General features: G+C 70.2%; 16 protein-coding genes. 12 read left to right on the forward strand and 4 right to left on the reverse strand.

All coding sequences use genetic code 11. The features are described from left to right. The 7 genes from AB0D32_RS26635 to AB0D32_RS26665 form a co-directional block, all read left to right on the forward strand. The coding region (locus AB0D32_RS26635; RefSeq protein WP_357095827.1) for a hypothetical protein at positions 1-440 on the forward strand (440 nt) is incomplete at its 5' end. A 94-nt stretch (positions 441-534) separates the two neighbouring features. Next, positions 535-1206: a hypothetical protein gene (locus AB0D32_RS26640; protein WP_350823565.1), complete on the forward strand. Its 672-nt coding sequence runs from the start codon at positions 535-537 to the stop codon at positions 1204-1206. Next, entirely contained in the window at positions 1203-1574 is a 372-nt protein-coding gene (locus AB0D32_RS26645) for a hypothetical protein (RefSeq protein ID WP_357095830.1), read from the forward strand. The genes AB0D32_RS26640 and AB0D32_RS26645 overlap by 4 nt, the downstream gene beginning before the upstream one ends. Beyond that, the gene (locus AB0D32_RS26650; RefSeq protein WP_357095833.1) at positions 1571-3217 is read left to right on the forward strand and encodes a 3'-5' exonuclease; all 1647 of its coding nucleotides are present in this window, start codon (positions 1571-1573) and stop codon (positions 3215-3217) included. Before AB0D32_RS26645 ends, AB0D32_RS26650 begins: the two co-directional genes overlap by 4 nt. Continuing rightward, entirely contained in the window at positions 3214-3408 is a 195-nt protein-coding gene (locus AB0D32_RS26655) for a hypothetical protein (RefSeq protein ID WP_350823560.1), read from the forward strand. Before AB0D32_RS26650 ends, AB0D32_RS26655 begins: the two co-directional genes overlap by 4 nt. Before the next feature lie 50 nt (positions 3409-3458). Further along, positions 3459-3758, forward strand: a complete 300-nt coding sequence (locus AB0D32_RS26660; protein ID WP_357095836.1) for a hypothetical protein — start codon at positions 3459-3461, stop codon at positions 3756-3758. Beyond that, complete coding sequence (locus AB0D32_RS26665) at positions 3755-4159, forward strand: hypothetical protein (RefSeq protein ID WP_350823557.1); 405 nt, start codon at positions 3755-3757, stop codon at positions 4157-4159. Before AB0D32_RS26660 ends, AB0D32_RS26665 begins: the two co-directional genes overlap by 4 nt. 134 nt (positions 4160-4293) lie before the next feature. Here the strand turns inward: AB0D32_RS26665 and AB0D32_RS26670 are convergent, their stop codons facing one another. Both AB0D32_RS26670 and AB0D32_RS26675 read right to left on the reverse strand, forming a co-directional pair. After that, positions 4294-4758 (reverse strand): hypothetical protein, encoded by a 465-nt coding sequence (locus AB0D32_RS26670; RefSeq protein WP_357095840.1) that lies wholly within the window; start codon positions 4756-4758, stop codon positions 4294-4296. A 317-nt stretch (positions 4759-5075) separates the two neighbouring features. Next, the gene (locus tag AB0D32_RS26675) at positions 5076-6239 is read right to left on the reverse strand and encodes a ParA family protein (RefSeq protein WP_357096008.1); all 1164 of its coding nucleotides are present in this window, start codon (positions 6237-6239) and stop codon (positions 5076-5078) included. A 130-nt stretch (positions 6240-6369) separates the two neighbouring features. On the opposite strand from AB0D32_RS26675, the gene AB0D32_RS26680 reads away from it, so the two are divergent. After that, complete coding sequence (locus tag AB0D32_RS26680) at positions 6370-6798, forward strand: hypothetical protein (protein WP_357095843.1); 429 nt, start codon at positions 6370-6372, stop codon at positions 6796-6798. Positions 6799-6803: 5 nt separating this feature from the next. Next, positions 6804-8756, forward strand: a complete 1953-nt coding sequence (locus AB0D32_RS26685) for a ParB/RepB/Spo0J family partition protein (protein ID WP_357096011.1) — start codon at positions 6804-6806, stop codon at positions 8754-8756. Positions 8757-8877: 121 nt separating this feature from the next. Here AB0D32_RS26685 and AB0D32_RS26690 read toward each other — a convergent pair whose 3' ends face one another. Further along, entirely contained in the window at positions 8878-9273 is a 396-nt protein-coding gene (locus AB0D32_RS26690) for a hypothetical protein (RefSeq protein ID WP_350823549.1), read from the reverse strand. 216 nt (positions 9274-9489) lie between these two features. On the opposite strand from AB0D32_RS26690, the gene AB0D32_RS26695 reads away from it, so the two are divergent. Together AB0D32_RS26695 and AB0D32_RS26700 are read left to right on the forward strand one after the other, a co-directional pair. Next, positions 9490-10215 (forward strand): recombinase family protein, encoded by a 726-nt coding sequence (locus tag AB0D32_RS26695; RefSeq protein ID WP_357096014.1) that lies wholly within the window; start codon positions 9490-9492, stop codon positions 10213-10215. A 140-nt stretch (positions 10216-10355) separates the two neighbouring features. Beyond that, positions 10356-10694 carry a hypothetical protein gene (locus AB0D32_RS26700; protein ID WP_357095846.1) on the forward strand — a complete coding sequence of 113 codons (339 nt, stop codon included), beginning with the start codon at positions 10356-10358 and terminating at the stop codon, positions 10692-10694. Between the two features lie 140 nt (positions 10695-10834). Here AB0D32_RS26700 and AB0D32_RS26705 read toward each other — a convergent pair whose 3' ends face one another. Further along, positions 10835-13411, reverse strand: coding sequence for a hypothetical protein (locus AB0D32_RS26705; protein WP_357095848.1), 2577 nt, complete (start codon positions 13409-13411; stop codon positions 10835-10837). A 420-nt stretch (positions 13412-13831) separates the two neighbouring features. On the opposite strand from AB0D32_RS26705, the gene AB0D32_RS26710 reads away from it, so the two are divergent. Beyond that, positions 13832-14023: a helix-turn-helix domain-containing protein gene (locus AB0D32_RS26710; RefSeq protein ID WP_357095851.1), complete on the forward strand. Its 192-nt coding sequence runs from the start codon at positions 13832-13834 to the stop codon at positions 14021-14023. Positions 14024-14096 lie beyond the last annotated feature (73 nt).

The following is a 14096-nucleotide window of genomic DNA, read 5'->3' on the forward strand; positions in this document are numbered from 1 at the left end:
AGACCATGCCCGCCGCCGACCTCATCGCGCACCTGCACCCGCACGACCAGCCCAGCCGGGAGCACACCCTGGCCGCCGTGGCCCAGATCCGCGAGCTGGTCCGCTACCTGGCCACCGTGACCGGCCCGCACACCGCGTCCACAGCGCTGCCAGCGCCGAACGTGGTCAGCGACGTTTCCCTCATCCTGCGCGACACGATGCCCGACCTCGCGGAACTGTTCCAGGCGCTGTCCGCCCGCACCGAACAGTTCGCCGACAGCCGCCGGCTGTACACCTACCTGGAAGACGACGGCGACGTGCCGCCCGGCGGCGCCGCCCACTACGTCGAGCAGGCCGCGACGAAGCTGCGCGACGTCGCCTCCACCGTCAACATGCTGCGGGCCGACCTGGACACCGCAGGCGAGGCCGGCACCATGTTCAACCTGCGGGCCGGCGCCTGAACCCGTCCGCCACCGACGCGCGGGTCGGGACCATCCGAACTGGCCCCGACCCGCGCCCGTCGATCATCTCCGACCACACAGGAGGACACCACATATGGCCATCGACAGGCAGGCCCTCGCCGACCAGCAGCAGGCGGCGGCCAGGGCGGTGACCGACGTGTTGGCCCGGATGCCGCGCGAGTTCGCCACGGCGGGAGAGCTGGCCGCGCTGATGGCGGCGCTGCCGGCCGACACCCCGGTCAGTGTCGCCTGGACCGTCCGCGCCGACCCAGACCTACCGGCCGGGCCGACGCACACCGCGCACACCGCCGCCGGCATCACCCTGCTGGAGCCCGACCCGGTCGACGTCGTCGACACCGACGGCAGCGTCCGCTTCTACGGCCAGCTGACCCCCGGCGTCGAGCTGGGCGCGGTCGTCGTCGCCGAGGGCCAGCCCGCACCGGCCAAGACCGTGGCCTACCAGCCCTACGAGCGGGCCCAGGACGCCCTGAGCCTCGGCGACGTCGACGCCACCCTGACCGCGCTGGTGGAACTGCTGCGGTGGATGGCCGACCTGCTGCCCGACACCCCGATGGGAGCAGACGGCACGCCGGAGACGGTGGCGCAGTGGGTCACCGACGTCGGCATCCGGGCCCGCCTCGGCATCGAGGCGACCCGGCTGACCTACAGCGCCGAACGACTCGCCACCCTGCGCCGTGACCTGGCCGACCGCGAGGCCGTCCGGCTCGCCGAGGACGACCAGGCCGAGCACGGCGACCCGACGTGAGCGCCGTGGCCACCGGCGACTGGATTACCCGGCTGGAGCGCCAGTTGAAGGGCTCGCTGCCCGGGATGGTGCTGCTCGCCCTGGACGTCACCGACGACGGGGCCCTGGCCATCGGAGTGCTGCGGGTGCCGCTCGACGCTCGGGCCGGCTGGCACGGGCCGCGCATGCTGCTGGCCATCCTGGCCGCCGCCGACGCCCGCGGCCTGGACGTGGTGTGCACCCCGACCGACTCGTACGGCTCCGACAGGCGTGCCCTGGTCCGCGCGTTGGGCCGGGCCGGGTTCGCGCCCGTGCTCGACGATCCGTCCGGACACACCATGCGCCGCCGGACCCCCTGCCCCGAGCTGCGAACGGAGATAAGCTGGTGAGTGAGAACGATGTGGCGGCCACGCAGGCCGCCGTGCCGAAGACCCGCCGTAAGGAGCCGGAGCCCAAGGCCGCGCCGGTGGACCTGGGGCCGGTGCAGGTGCTGCGGCACACCGGCCTGGCCGAGTGGCAGTGGGACGCCGGCACCACGGCCGGGCTGATCCCGGCGGCGGACTGCGGCGCCCGCTGGTCGATCGCGGTGGCCGACCAGGTCGCCGCGCGCCGTGACGAGATCATCGCGGCCGTGGGTGAGGAGGCCCCGATCGGCGGCCGGCGGGCCGCCGAACGCCTCGCCGCCCGCACCGGGCTGTCCGTGGCGAAGGAGGACGTGGAGGCCCTGGCCGACGCCGGCGTGCTGCGGGTGGTCGGCTGGTACAAGGAATGGCCGCTGTGGGACTGCCGGGCCCTCGACGCCGTCGACGTCGACCAGCTCGGCGCGGTGGTGGCCGAGCGGCAGGCGTGGATCGCCGCCAGCGTCAGCAAGTGGGACGCCCCCGACTACCTCGGATGGCGTCGCGGCGAGTTCGAGAAGGTGACCAAAGAGCGCGGGCTGTCTCCGGGCCGCCAGGACCGGTACGCCAAGGCCGACCTGGACGCCCTCGCCGGCGACGAGAATCTCGTCGAGCAGGTGCGCGTCGACCGGCTGCTGATGAGCCAGCAGGCCGCGACGTTCCTGGAGATCCGACCGACCGACTTCAAGTACCTGGTGGCCAGTGATCTGCTCGCCCCCCGCAAGTACACCTCGGTGGAGGTGAGCCGGTACCGGTCGGTGAGCGTGCCGCTGTACCGGGTGGGTGACCTGGAGGCGCTGCGCGAGCACCCCGCGATCGACTGGGAGGCCGTGCACGCTGTTCGCCCCGGTGAGCCGTCGCCGCTGCGGGAGCTGGCCCGCCGCCCGGTCGACCGGGCCGCCGTCATCCGCCGGTGGGTGGCCGAGCTGGGCGACCGGCACGGCATCGAGGTGTGGGCGTGGTTTCACCCCGGCGCCGGCCGCTGGGAGGTCGACTGGGAACGCGTCGACGGCGCCCCCACCGAGAAGGACATCCGCCAGGAGATCGCTACCCATCCGTACCTGCGCGAGCACCGGCGGGAAATCGCGGTGGCCACCGACGCTGGCGCGGCGATCCGCTGGGCCCGCGCCATGCGTGAGCCCGACGTCGCGGTCATCCTGGACACCGAGACCACCGGCTTGGCCGGCTTTCTCGTGGAGGTCGCCGTCGTCGACGCGTGCACCGGTGAGACGCTGCTGGACACCCTGGTCGCCCCGGGCTGCGAGGTGGAGCCGGAGGCCCGGTGGGTGCACGGCATTACCGACGCCGAGCTGGCCGCCGCCCCACCCCTGGCGCAGGTGCTGCCCCGGCTGCTGGAGGTCACCGCCGGGCGCACGGTGCTGGCCTACAACGCCGAGTTCGACCACGCCACCATCGGCCGGCACGCTGGCCGCGACGGCCTGGACCCGGCACACCTCGGCGACAACGGCACCTGGTCGTGCCTGATGGGCCGCCGCTCCGACTGGGAACTCGTGCGCCGCTGGCTGCCCCTCGGTGGCGGGCACCGGGCCCGCGGCGACTGCGAGACCGCCTACGAGCTGCTGTGCGCCATGACCGCACCCTTACGCACCCCGAAAGCGATGGCCCGTCGATGACCATCGAGGTCCGCATCGTCGCCGACGACGTCGACCAGGCAGACGCCACGGCGTTGGCCATCGGTCAAATCCTCACCGTCACCCGGGAGAGCCCGGCCCGCCCGCGCCGCTCCGGTGACGGCGTCACCGTGTACCTGCATGTCGAACTGCCGCCGATCGACCGGACGAATGGGGGTGGCGCCACTCGATGAATGCGTGGCGTTGCCGTACGTAATCGTATGACAGGAGTAGCCTGACCAGTATGACAAAGCGTCGAGTGACCGTCTCCGTGCCCGAGGACGTGGCCGAGACCTTGGAGCAGCAGCCCAACGCCTCCGCGTACGTCGCCCAGGCCGTCCGCGACCGCAGGCGCATGGACGAGTTCTGCGCGCTGACGGCCGATGCCGGGGTGCAGCTCACCGAGCAAGGCATGGCCGAGGCCCGCGCCCGCCGGCTACAGGTGCAGGCCCAATGGCCGCGCGAGCGCTACGAGGCCGTACGCGACCGGGTGCGCCAGCACATGCAGGATGAGGCGGACGACGCCGGCCGGCCGGCCGCGTGAGCGCCGAGGACGAGCAGCGCCCGGTCGCGCTGGTGCTGGACCGCTCAGCGCTGCTGGCCTACCCGTACTCGATCCACGTCGGCGAACCCGTCGGTGAGGTCATCACCGACGGCCAGCGTTTCGGCGTTACCGCCGTTACTGCCGCTGAGGCCCTGGAGCTGGCCTCCGATGCCAAGCACCGAAAGCACCTGTACCGGCTGCTCAGCCACGACTCCTGCGCACGGCTGCCCACCCGGGGCGAGTCGTGGCAGGAACTGTCCTACTGGCGCGGGCTCACCGGCCGCGTCGACCTGGCCGCCACGGTGATGGCCGCCCTGGAGCACCGAGCATCGATCCTGACCAGCGAGGGCAACCGGTACGGACCCGAGGGACACCTACCGGTCATTCACATGCCCGCGTAACCGCAGGCCCCCGCGAGCCATGCATCAAAGGAAGCACCCGTGCCCCGGCAACTCGGGGACACGGGTGCTTCCTCGTTGGCTCGACGTCGACCAGGCGGTGGGCGCTGGGAGGGTCAGGCTGTTGGTCGCCCAGATCAGGCTCTTGGTCGACGGCCGCGCGGCCGTTCCACAGGCAGGTGAGCATCGAGGGCCGCTACCACCACCTCGGAGCGGGTGATGCGACCACCCAGCGACCGAGGACCCGCGCCGATCTGCTGCTGGACCCACCCGACCAGGGCGTCCATCACCTGCAGCTCGCCGGCCAGCGGCCGAATCGGCAACTGCACTCTGCGTACCTTTGCGGCCTTGCCCCGCTGCGCCGAGGCTCGCCACGGGAACGGCTCACCCGCGTCTGCGGCGGCCGGCCGTCGAGCCTCGGCGACCAGCCGGGGTAGATCGGCCAGGTGTGCGCGGAGCGCGTCGAGAACGAGCTCGGTGTTGCTGGTCGAGCTGAGCCGCGCCCGCTCGAATCGGGCCATGAGCGGGGCGGGGACGCTGAGGACCGTCGGGCTGACCGCCAGCGCCGCAGGATCGTCCAGGTCTATCGACAGGTCCGGCACCCCGGCAGGCCGGGTACGGCCGGCCGGCGCCTCGCCCGCCGGCCGTGCTGATTCAGCGGGTGCCGTCTCAGCGCGGGCCGGGCTGGCCGTCGCAGATGGCGTCTCGGTGGCCGTGGGGACGGCCTGTGTCCGATCGGAGGGTGCCGTCTTGGCTGATTCCGCGTCATCGGGCACGCGCGGGTTGGCCGGCGGCGAGGTCAACGCCGATACCGCCGACGTGCGATCGGCGCTGACCAGACCCGCCAATGACGACCCCCGACCGAAGCCGCGGAGCTGTGGAGCTGGCGGGGTGTAGGCGTCAGAGTTCTCTTGCTCGCTCACCGCGCCGCCAACTGGCTGAACCGCGTGAAGACCTCGCCCGCGAGGTCCTCGTACTCCTGGGCGACCTTCCCGGCCTCGGTGCTGGGCACCGGCCGGCCCTTCGCCGTTCCGGCGCGTACCTCCCACCACTTCGGGCCCACAACCTGCTCCAGCTCATGCACGAGCTGGCCACGATCGCGGCAGGCCTTGGCCACCGACGGCATGTAGCGGATGACGGAGCCGAACACGAGCGCGTCGGTGCCGGCGGCCCGCAGGTCCGCCTCCAGCTCGCGGCGTACCTCACGCCGCTGGCCCACCTCATCTCCCTGGCGGTTGACTCGGTACTGGAACCCGAACATGGCAACGCCGAGCAACTCCAGGTGCTCGTTGACCGTCATAGCCCGGCTGAACCGTTCGGCCACCCCGGACAGACCCTGCCGGCTGGCCTGATCGAACGACACCGGCACCAGCGCGGCCCTGCTGGCCACGAGAACCAAGTCCTGCAAGTTGATCTCGCGCGGCGGACAGTCGATGAGGATCCAGTCGTACTCATCGGCGATCGTCGCCAGGACCTCCGCCAACGCGAGGCGGGCCCGGTGGGAGTGGCCACGTGCGGTCTTGCCGAAGATCATGCCGTTGACTTCGTCCAGGGCCGACCCGCCGGGGATGACGTCCAGCCAAGGGCGTACGTCGCGCAACCGGTGCGGCACGGTGCCCGCCTGCAAGGCTGTCATCAGGCCTTTGCCGTCGTCGCCGACCTGTACCCCCTCGGGCACTCGCCCGTCGGCCGGCACGTCCTCGGGCTTGAGGTACCCGAGGTCCAGGCCGAGGTTGCCCTGCGGGTCGCAGTCGACCAGGAGCACCCGCCGCGGGGAGTTGGCCTGCTGGGCCGCCAGCGCCAGCAGTCCTCCCAGGTTGGCGGTCACCGACGTCTTACCTTGGCCTCCCTTGCCGTTGAGCACCGCGAGCACCCGGCCCAGAGAGGGCCGTAGTCGACGCGACAGTTCCATCGCCGCCGCGAGATCTGGGTCGAGCCCCACCACTTGCCCGAACGTCATCGGTCTGCCCTTCGTCGCACAGGTTGCGTCTTCGGCCGTGTGCCTATCACTCACGAGCTGCATCGCGCCAGGCGCCGCGCGCTGTCTCGCGCCGTAGATCACACCCTCGCTCACCAGCAACATCACCGACGGACGCGCTACCGATCGCACGAGCAAGCGAGCGAGCAACATCCCACGCGATACGACGAGCTATAGAGCACGCAACAACGTCCATCACTTGACAAGCAATGTTGTCAGGGCGAGAGTGGGCGACATGACAAACGATGCTGTCAACGACAGCGCGAGCGGTACCCGCCATGATGTGGCGGACGAGAGTGGACGCGTCAGCGTGGACGCCATCGAATCCGAGTTGGTACGCGACTTCGTTGACGACCTCGTGTCACGTATCGCGCACCAGACCTCGCAGGACAGCGCTGGTGCAAGCCAGCAGCGGTCCCACCTGCGGCGGTTGGCCATCCTGATTGCGATCCAGTCGGCGGCAGACGACTTGGCGAACACGGCGGCGTCCGACGCCGCCAAGCACGGTGCCAACTACCCGGCGATCGGTGAAGCCGCTGGCATGACGCGGCAGGCAGCACGCGTTCGGTGGCCGGGCTTGGTCGATCGGGCGCGCATGCGCAAGCAGCAGCAGGAAAGCACTACCGGTGATACCAGTATGAGGATGGCCAGGAGGGACTCGTGACCGTAATGAGCGACGTGCAGGAGGCCAAGGTTGTCGGGCCGATGAGGCCCGAGGCAGTCAAACTCGCCGACGTCGTTACCCACCCGGCTAACCCGCGCAAGGTCCTGGGGAACCTGGACGAGCTGGAGGAGTCGATCCGGGAAGTCGGGGTGATCCAGCCGCCTGTGGTGCTGCCGGCAGACCGCGTCGCCGCAGCGTGGCCGAACTACGCCGCCAAGCTCGCCGGTGCCGAGTGGGTGGTGCTGGTCGGTGCCCGCCGACGTACCGCAGCCGGCCGGGTCTACGGGAACAACCCGGAGGCCACGCTCGAAGTGCTGATCCGCGAGGACGGCATCGCCGACGATCCGCTGGCGCAGTTGGACGTGATGACCGCCGAGAACGTGGCCCGTGCACCGTTGAGTCCGGTCGAGGAGGCCCGCGCGTTCGCTGAGCAGGAGGCCGCCGGGCGCAAGCAGCGCGAGATCGCGGCGAAGGTTGGTTGCTCCCAATCTCACGTCTCGAAGCGGTTGAAGCTGCTCAAGCTGCCCGACGCGATGCTGACAGCGCTGGAGGCCGGGCCGGGCCCCGACGATGAGGACCAGGACCAGAGCGACGGCAAGGAGCCGGGCCTGCAGATCAAGGACGCGCTTGCGTTCGTCGAAGCCTCCGGTGGCGACCAGGACCTGATGCTGGCCGCGTACAGGCTGCGCGATGACCGTCGGCATCACTGGACCGCCGCGAACCTGGTCAACGAGGTCCAGCGGATCCGGGAACGTCAAACGGCGATCGACGCGGCCGGCAAGAAATTGGCCGCTGAGGGCACCCCGGTTATCGATCCGATCAAGCAGTTCGGCAACGACTACTGGCCGCGCCGCCTGACCGGAGAGAAGGCGATCACCGCCGCCCGCAAGGCCGGCGAGCTAGCCGCAGGTGTCGACTCGTGGGGCGCGGTCACCTACTACTCGACGGGCCGGAAACCGAAAGCCGCGGACAACCGCAGCCCCGCCGAGCAGCAGCGGATCACCGACGACCGGGAGCGTCGGAGGGCCATGACCGCCCGGTCGGAGGCTGCGGCCGTGCTGGCCGCCCGGGCGCCGAAGGTGCCGAAGTCGGCGGCGGACATTGTCGACGCCTGGTTGTGGGCGCCGGGCAATGAGTGCGCCCAGCTCGCCCACCGGTGGCTGGTCGCTGCTGGCGTCGGCCCGGACCCAGCGCTGCCCAACTACAGGTGGTGGGAGGACGTCCGTCGAGCGGACTGGCCGACCCGGGTGCACGCCGCTCACGCACTCGGCATCGCCCGCCGCGAGGTGCAGGCTCGGGCTACCTACCGGTCCTGGAACGAGGGGGACAAGGAGTGGCTGGACCGCCTCGTCGAGGAGGCCGGCTACACCCCGACCGAGTGGGAGCAGGCCCGCCTAGCCGCCATCGAGCCGGCCGCCGGCGAGACCGCCGTCGACCAGGTCGACGCGGAGGTGCCGGCGCGGGTGTCGCTGGCCTACGACGCCGAGGACGCCTGCTGCTGGCTGCTGTTTTACGACCTGGAGGTCGACAAGCCGGCTGCGTGCGCGGAGCACCTCACCGACCCCGACGACGTCGACGGCGCCCAGGCATGGGCGGCTGAGGTGTTGGCCGAGCGGTACCGGATTGAGGTCACCGGCTGGGCCGACGGGCAGTTGCTGCCCGGCCGGCCGGCGTACCTCGCGGTGCACGCCGGCGATCCCACCGCAGCGGCGGCCGGGACGGGCCCGGTGGGGGAGTGGCGGCTGGTGCACGACCCGGTCGACGACGCGTGGCTGCTCCTGGCCGACGACAAGCCCCACGCCGACCATGACGCGCTGCCTGCCGCCAGCGTCGACGAGGCGTGCCAGTGGGCCACCACCGTGCTGGCCGACGTCGGCGTGGTCTGCCACGGCTGGACCATCCGCGCTGACGGCAACGCGGCGCTCGAGTACGTGGCCGACCTGACGGGGGAGTGCTGACCTGGACCGACCGTGGTGATTCCGCGTAATCGCCCCGGCTGTCGAGTGATGACGAGCGGCCCGAAGGAGATTCGGACCGCTCGTCATGTCGGTGGTGAGGAGATGCTGGTTCGCTGCGCGGTCAGGTGGCTGGGGATGCCGAGGCGCTGGGGGCCGTAGGGGGCGCGGTGACGGGCACCGCAGTGACGGCGTCGACGCCGTCGACGTCGGGCTTGGGCTTGAGTTCGCCGGTCATGCAGCTCTTGATGAATGCCTCTTCGACCCGGTCGCGCCACTTCGCGGTTGAGCCCATTTCGTCGTCACGTGGCGGCGACTGGTCGAGCAGCTCGTAGCCGATCGCGCAAGCGTCCTTCGAGGGCGCCGTCTTCTGCTCGTAGAGCTTGACCCGGTAGTCGATGCCCTGCTGGGACACCTTGTCGAGGTACTGCATGCGCTCGTCGTACGAGGCGTGGCCACACCCGGTTGCGCCCAGCATCGCCGCGAGCGCCCCGCTGGCGGCAACAGTCCGAAATCTCATGAGCGCAGAGTGTAAGGGTAGGGGCGACGGGTCTCGATGCCCCGCCGTGGCGAGCGCGCGGGGCGTCTCGTTGCCGACGTGGTCGGGGCGCTGTCCGGGAATCGATCGTTTTCCGGACAAGATCAAGATGTTCGTCGGGGCGGGCAGATCGTGTCCGAAAAACCCGTCCGAGAAATCGGCGTGTCCAACAATACGATGACTGGTTTCTTGGGCAGTCTGGACGGCGTGACCGTCACCCCCATGCCCGCCGAGAATGATCCCCTCGCCCCGACGCCGCTCGCAGGCGTGCTCGTCGGCTACGGGCGGGTCTCCACCCGCGAACAGAATCTCGCCCGACAGCAAACCGCACTGACTGCGGCCGGCTGCGCCAAGTGCTTCTTCGACAAGGCCTCCGGCAAGAACACCGACCGGCCCGAGCTGGCCAGGATGTTCGAGTACATCCGGCCCGGCGACGTGCTCACCGTCGTCTCGCTCGACCGGCTCGGCCGCTCGCTGGAAGACCTGATCGGCATCGTCGGCCGGCTCAAGCGCCACGACGTCGGCTTCCAGTCCCTGCACGAGAAGCTCGACACCACCACCGCAGGCGGGATGTTCGTCTTCCACGTCTTCGCCGCGCTGGCCGAGTTCCTACGCACCATCATCGTGGCCAACACCAACGAGGGCCTCGCCGCCGCTCGCGCCCGCGGGCAACGCCTCGGCCGACCGCCAGCCATGACCCCGGAAAAGGTCGCGTACGCGCTCCAGTTGCTCGCCGAGCCCAACCGCTCCATGTCCTCCATCGCCAAACTGCTCGGCGTCTCCCGCAGCACCCTCTACAAGGCCCTACCCGAACTCACCCCACCGCAGCTCGCCAGCCAACCCACCTCGCTAGTCCTGGCCCCGCCCACCACCGGCCAGCACGACGAGCTGCTCGCCGCGCCACCCCGGCTTCTCACGTCGTAAGGCGGACCTGGGCAAGACAAGCCAGACAGCGAACCTGTGCCACCCGCCATCGATCCGATCGAACGTGAGCCATCCCCGTGCTCTACTCCTTGAGAGACAGAAGCTTCTCGACTCGTCCACCTCTCATGAGGAGGAGCTACGTGCCGAACGCTGGCGATCGTGACACCGCCCACCGAGTCCCCGTTTCCGCGTACGTGGTCATGCTGGGTTGGCATGGCCTGGTGATCGTCGCCTACTTCCTCCTCCTCGACCGGCAATCTCACACGAGGGTGAATTATGACCACTCACCGTGGGAAGAAATGTGGATCTTCGGAGTCACCGTCGGCGCACCAGTACTCCTCGGCACCCTGCTGACTGGCGTGATCCTGCTCCGGAGGCTCCTGGCGAGAAGCCGGATCAACGGCATCGTGCTCGGTACCGCCGCCGCCTCGCCGATGCTTCTGTTTGTGGCGGTGGCCGCCGGTCCTTTCCTGCGCTGAGCATCCGATCTGCTCGGCGGCCCGGCGTGGGCCGACGCTGGCAATGCTGGCCGAGGTCGATAGACCCTATTCTGACGTTCTTCGGTGCTCGTGGTGACTGTGGTGTTGGGGTGTACCCCAGTCAGACATGCGGAAGGGGCTTACGAGCCGAAATCCAACCCGGCCGCGACTTCCCCGGGCCCTGTGAGCCCGAACATCCATACCTGACCGGTGCCAGCGAATGCCTCGACTCCCTCGTGTATCTCGGCCAAGATATGCATAGCAAAGAGCTCACCGCGATTGACGGCTTGCAATGCCGCAGCCTTGGCACCGGTGAGGTCCCCGGCCTCCTTCCGCATCCTGGCCAAGTCGTGCAGCGCAGAGGTGTTGCCGCGGTCTGCGGCTTGCCGGTACAACGCCTCAACACCGGCAGTGTCCCCGGCCTCCTTCCGCATATCGGCCAAGATCCGCAACGCGAACATGCTGCCGCGGTCGACGGCCTGCCAGTACAGCGCCTCAGCATCAACGGGGTCCCCGGCCTTCTCCCGCATCTTGATCAAGTCACTTAGCGCGAAGACCATGCCGCGACGGGCAGCCTGCCGGTACAACGCCTCGGCCTCAGCGGTGTCCCCGCCCTCCTCTCGCATCTTGGCCAAGGTATGCAGCGCGAAGGTGCTGCCACGGTCCGCGGCCTGCCGGTACAGCGCCTCGGCGCCAGCGGTATCCCCAGCCTCTTCCCGCATCTTGGCCAAGTCCTGCAGTGCGCCGGTGTCACCGCGGTCGGCGGCCTGCCGGTACAGCGCCTCGGCCCCGGCGGTGTCCCCACCCTTCTCCCGCATCCCGGCCAAGGCATGCAGGGCAGAGGTGTTGCCGCGGTCGGCGGCCTGTACCGCCGTGGCATCAGCGCCAGCGGTATCCCCAGCCTCTTCCCGCATCCCGGCCAAGTCCTGCAGCGCGACGGTGCTGCCGCAGTCGGCGGCCTGCCGGTACAGCGCCTCGGCGCCAGCGGTATCCCCAGCCTCTTCCCGCATCTTGGCCAAGGCATGCAGCGCGACGGTGCTGCCGCGGTCGGCGGCCTGCCGGTACAGCGCCTCGGCGCCAGCGGTATCCCCAGCCTCCTTCCGCATCCTGGCCAAGGCATGCAGCGCGACGGTGCTGCCGCGGTCGGCGGCCAGCACCGCCGTGGCCTCGGCGCCAGCGGTGTCCCCGGCCTCCTCCCGCATCTCGGCCAGGGTGCGCAGCACAGTGATGTTGCCGCAGTTGGCGGCTCGGGTATACAGCCGGACTGCGTGCTGGTAACGGCCCCGTCGCTGGGCCTGCCAGCCCAAGACGGCGAGCAGTTCGGAGTCGGTGATAGAAGCGGTGAACGCCTCCCACAGGCTGTCGGGCGGGTAGATGTCGACGCGTTCGCGGAGGCCGGTCTGTTCGAGGTAGTCGGCCAGCCGGTAGCTGGGCTGCCCGGTCTCGCCGGCCGGTTGGCCTGGGCGGGTCCGGATTCGGGTCAGTGGTCCGCGGGCACCTTTGCAGGGTTGGGCGGTGTAGGACAGGGCCTGTTCCAGCCAGCCCTCGCCCAGGTGGTCCCAGTCGTGGTCGTCGAGATAGCCGTGGGTGGCCTGTTCCAGCAGTGCGTGCGGCAGCGCGGGCGGGTACCCGAGCCGGCGGGCGTCGATGGCGACCTGGATGAGCCCACGGGCGGCGGGCGGCGCGGTGCGGTAGCGATCTTCGAGCTCGGGCGCGCCGGCCAGGTACTGGGTGATCCGGCCGCCTTCCGCATGGGTGGCGGCCTGCCTCACCCGTGGGTCCACTCCGGTGCCGTGCAAGCCTGCGACTTCGGCTGGGGTGAAGGTGTCCGCCACGCTGACCATGCCGCCAGCGGCCAGCAAGTCCCGGGCCTGTGCAGGGCCGGACCGGGGTGTCAGCACGTTCCAGTACTGCGGCCATAGGGTTGCCAACAGCAGCACTGGCCCCCGCTGCCTGTCGTGCAGCAGGGTGCGCAAGCCCGCCGCGATCCGTTCACCGAGTGCTGGGTCGGGCGGGGCGAGGTAGAACTGGGCTTCGTTGAGCCACACGACCGTGTACGGACCCACCCGCTCCAGATCCGCCAGCGCCGCTTCCGGGCGGGTCGGGTCGTAGGGATGCCACAACCGCCACCGGCCCGGCTGCTGCTGCTCCAGATACTGGACCAGTTCCCAGCAGGCGCGGGTCTTGCCCGTCGACGACCCGCCCACCAACGTCACCAACCGCGACACCCCACCGGCCAGCAGCCCGTCGACCTCCGTCCGCAACCGGACGTCGTGCGCCCTGGGCACGTACCGGGGCAGCCGGTCCAGCCGTTCATCGTGCTCGCCTGAGGCGTGGATCGCCGGGTGCACCTCCAGGACGAGGGGATCACACTCGCCGACCGGCCGGCCCATCCGAACCGGTGGTAGAACCGGCGGCGCGGTCTGGGCCGCGATCCACAACCTGCGGACCTGCTCGGCCACCACGGCGGTGTCGCTACGTTCTGCGGTGCGGGCCAGGACCACCGCGACGGTGACCGCGTCCTCCGACGACGCCAGGGTGGCGCCACTGATGATGGCGCTGATCAGGTCCTTCTTCGGCGATCCCGGCAGAGTGTCGTCGTTGGCGATCGTCGCGGCGAGGCCGTCCAGCCGGGGCCGGCCCGCCTCCATGTACAGACGGTAGACCATCTCCCGCAGGTCATGCGCCGGCCCCGCAGGCAGGTCGACGCGTTTCACCGCCCTGCTACGGCGGATCCGCGGTCGGGACTCATCGGCATCCATCGCCCACCAGCATGCGCCACCCGCCCCACCGCCCTCCCGGATGGGTACTCATCGGCACTCAGACCCGCCCATCCTCGACGGCCTGAGTCTGGACGCACAGCCGACGCCGGCTCCCGCGTTCACCTCACACCGACGGAGCACCTGATGGCCCGAACCCAGCCTCACCCCGACCACCCGGACGACCGCCGAACCAAGATCACCCTTGCTGCGATCACTGGCCTGACCGCTGGCACTGCTCGCGCCTTCGTAGGCTGGCTGCTCGACCACTTCACCGGCCGTTAGCCACTCCGGGCGGGATCACAGCTCAACCCTGGGATCCCGCCCACCACACCCCGTGCACAGGAGCCCGGACATCCGTGCACACGACTTCGGACATTGACAACCCCGGAGAAGGTCGCGTACGCCCTGCAGTTGCTCGCCGAGCCGAACCGCACGATGACCTCGATCGCCAAGCTTCTCGGCGTTTCGCGCAGCACCCTGTACAGCGCGCTGCCGGGCCTCATTCCGGCCCAACGCGACGACCCGGCCGCCCTGCAAGACCGGCTTACCCAGCTCCCGCCGGACTGATGTACATGCGGGGCCAGGTGGTGATCGTGATCGCCCCTGGCTTCACGTCGTCTCCGGGTCGGTCAGATGCATG

The organism is Micromonospora sp. NPDC048170, from assembly GCF_040652795.1.
In the GTDB taxonomy this organism is placed as follows: Bacteria; Actinomycetota; Actinomycetes; order Mycobacteriales; family Micromonosporaceae; genus Micromonospora.

Coding starts and splice junctions, on each gene's coding strand:
- AB0D32_RS26680 (WP_357095843.1), top strand. CDS start 6,370: ATGACAAACGATGCTGTCAACGACAGCGCGAGCGGTACCCGCCATGAT.
- AB0D32_RS26690 (WP_350823549.1), bottom strand. CDS start 9,273: ATGAGATTTCGGACTGTTGCCGCCAGCGGGGCGCTCGCGGCGATGCTG.
- AB0D32_RS26640 (WP_350823565.1), top strand. CDS start 535: ATGGCCATCGACAGGCAGGCCCTCGCCGACCAGCAGCAGGCGGCGGCC.
- AB0D32_RS26660 (WP_357095836.1), top strand. CDS start 3,459: ATGACAAAGCGTCGAGTGACCGTCTCCGTGCCCGAGGACGTGGCCGAG.
- AB0D32_RS26655 (WP_350823560.1), top strand. CDS start 3,214: ATGACCATCGAGGTCCGCATCGTCGCCGACGACGTCGACCAGGCAGAC.
- AB0D32_RS26685 (WP_357096011.1), top strand. CDS start 6,804: ATGAGCGACGTGCAGGAGGCCAAGGTTGTCGGGCCGATGAGGCCCGAG.
- AB0D32_RS26675 (WP_357096008.1), bottom strand. CDS start 6,239: ATGTTGCTGGTGAGCGAGGGTGTGATCTACGGCGCGAGACAGCGCGCG.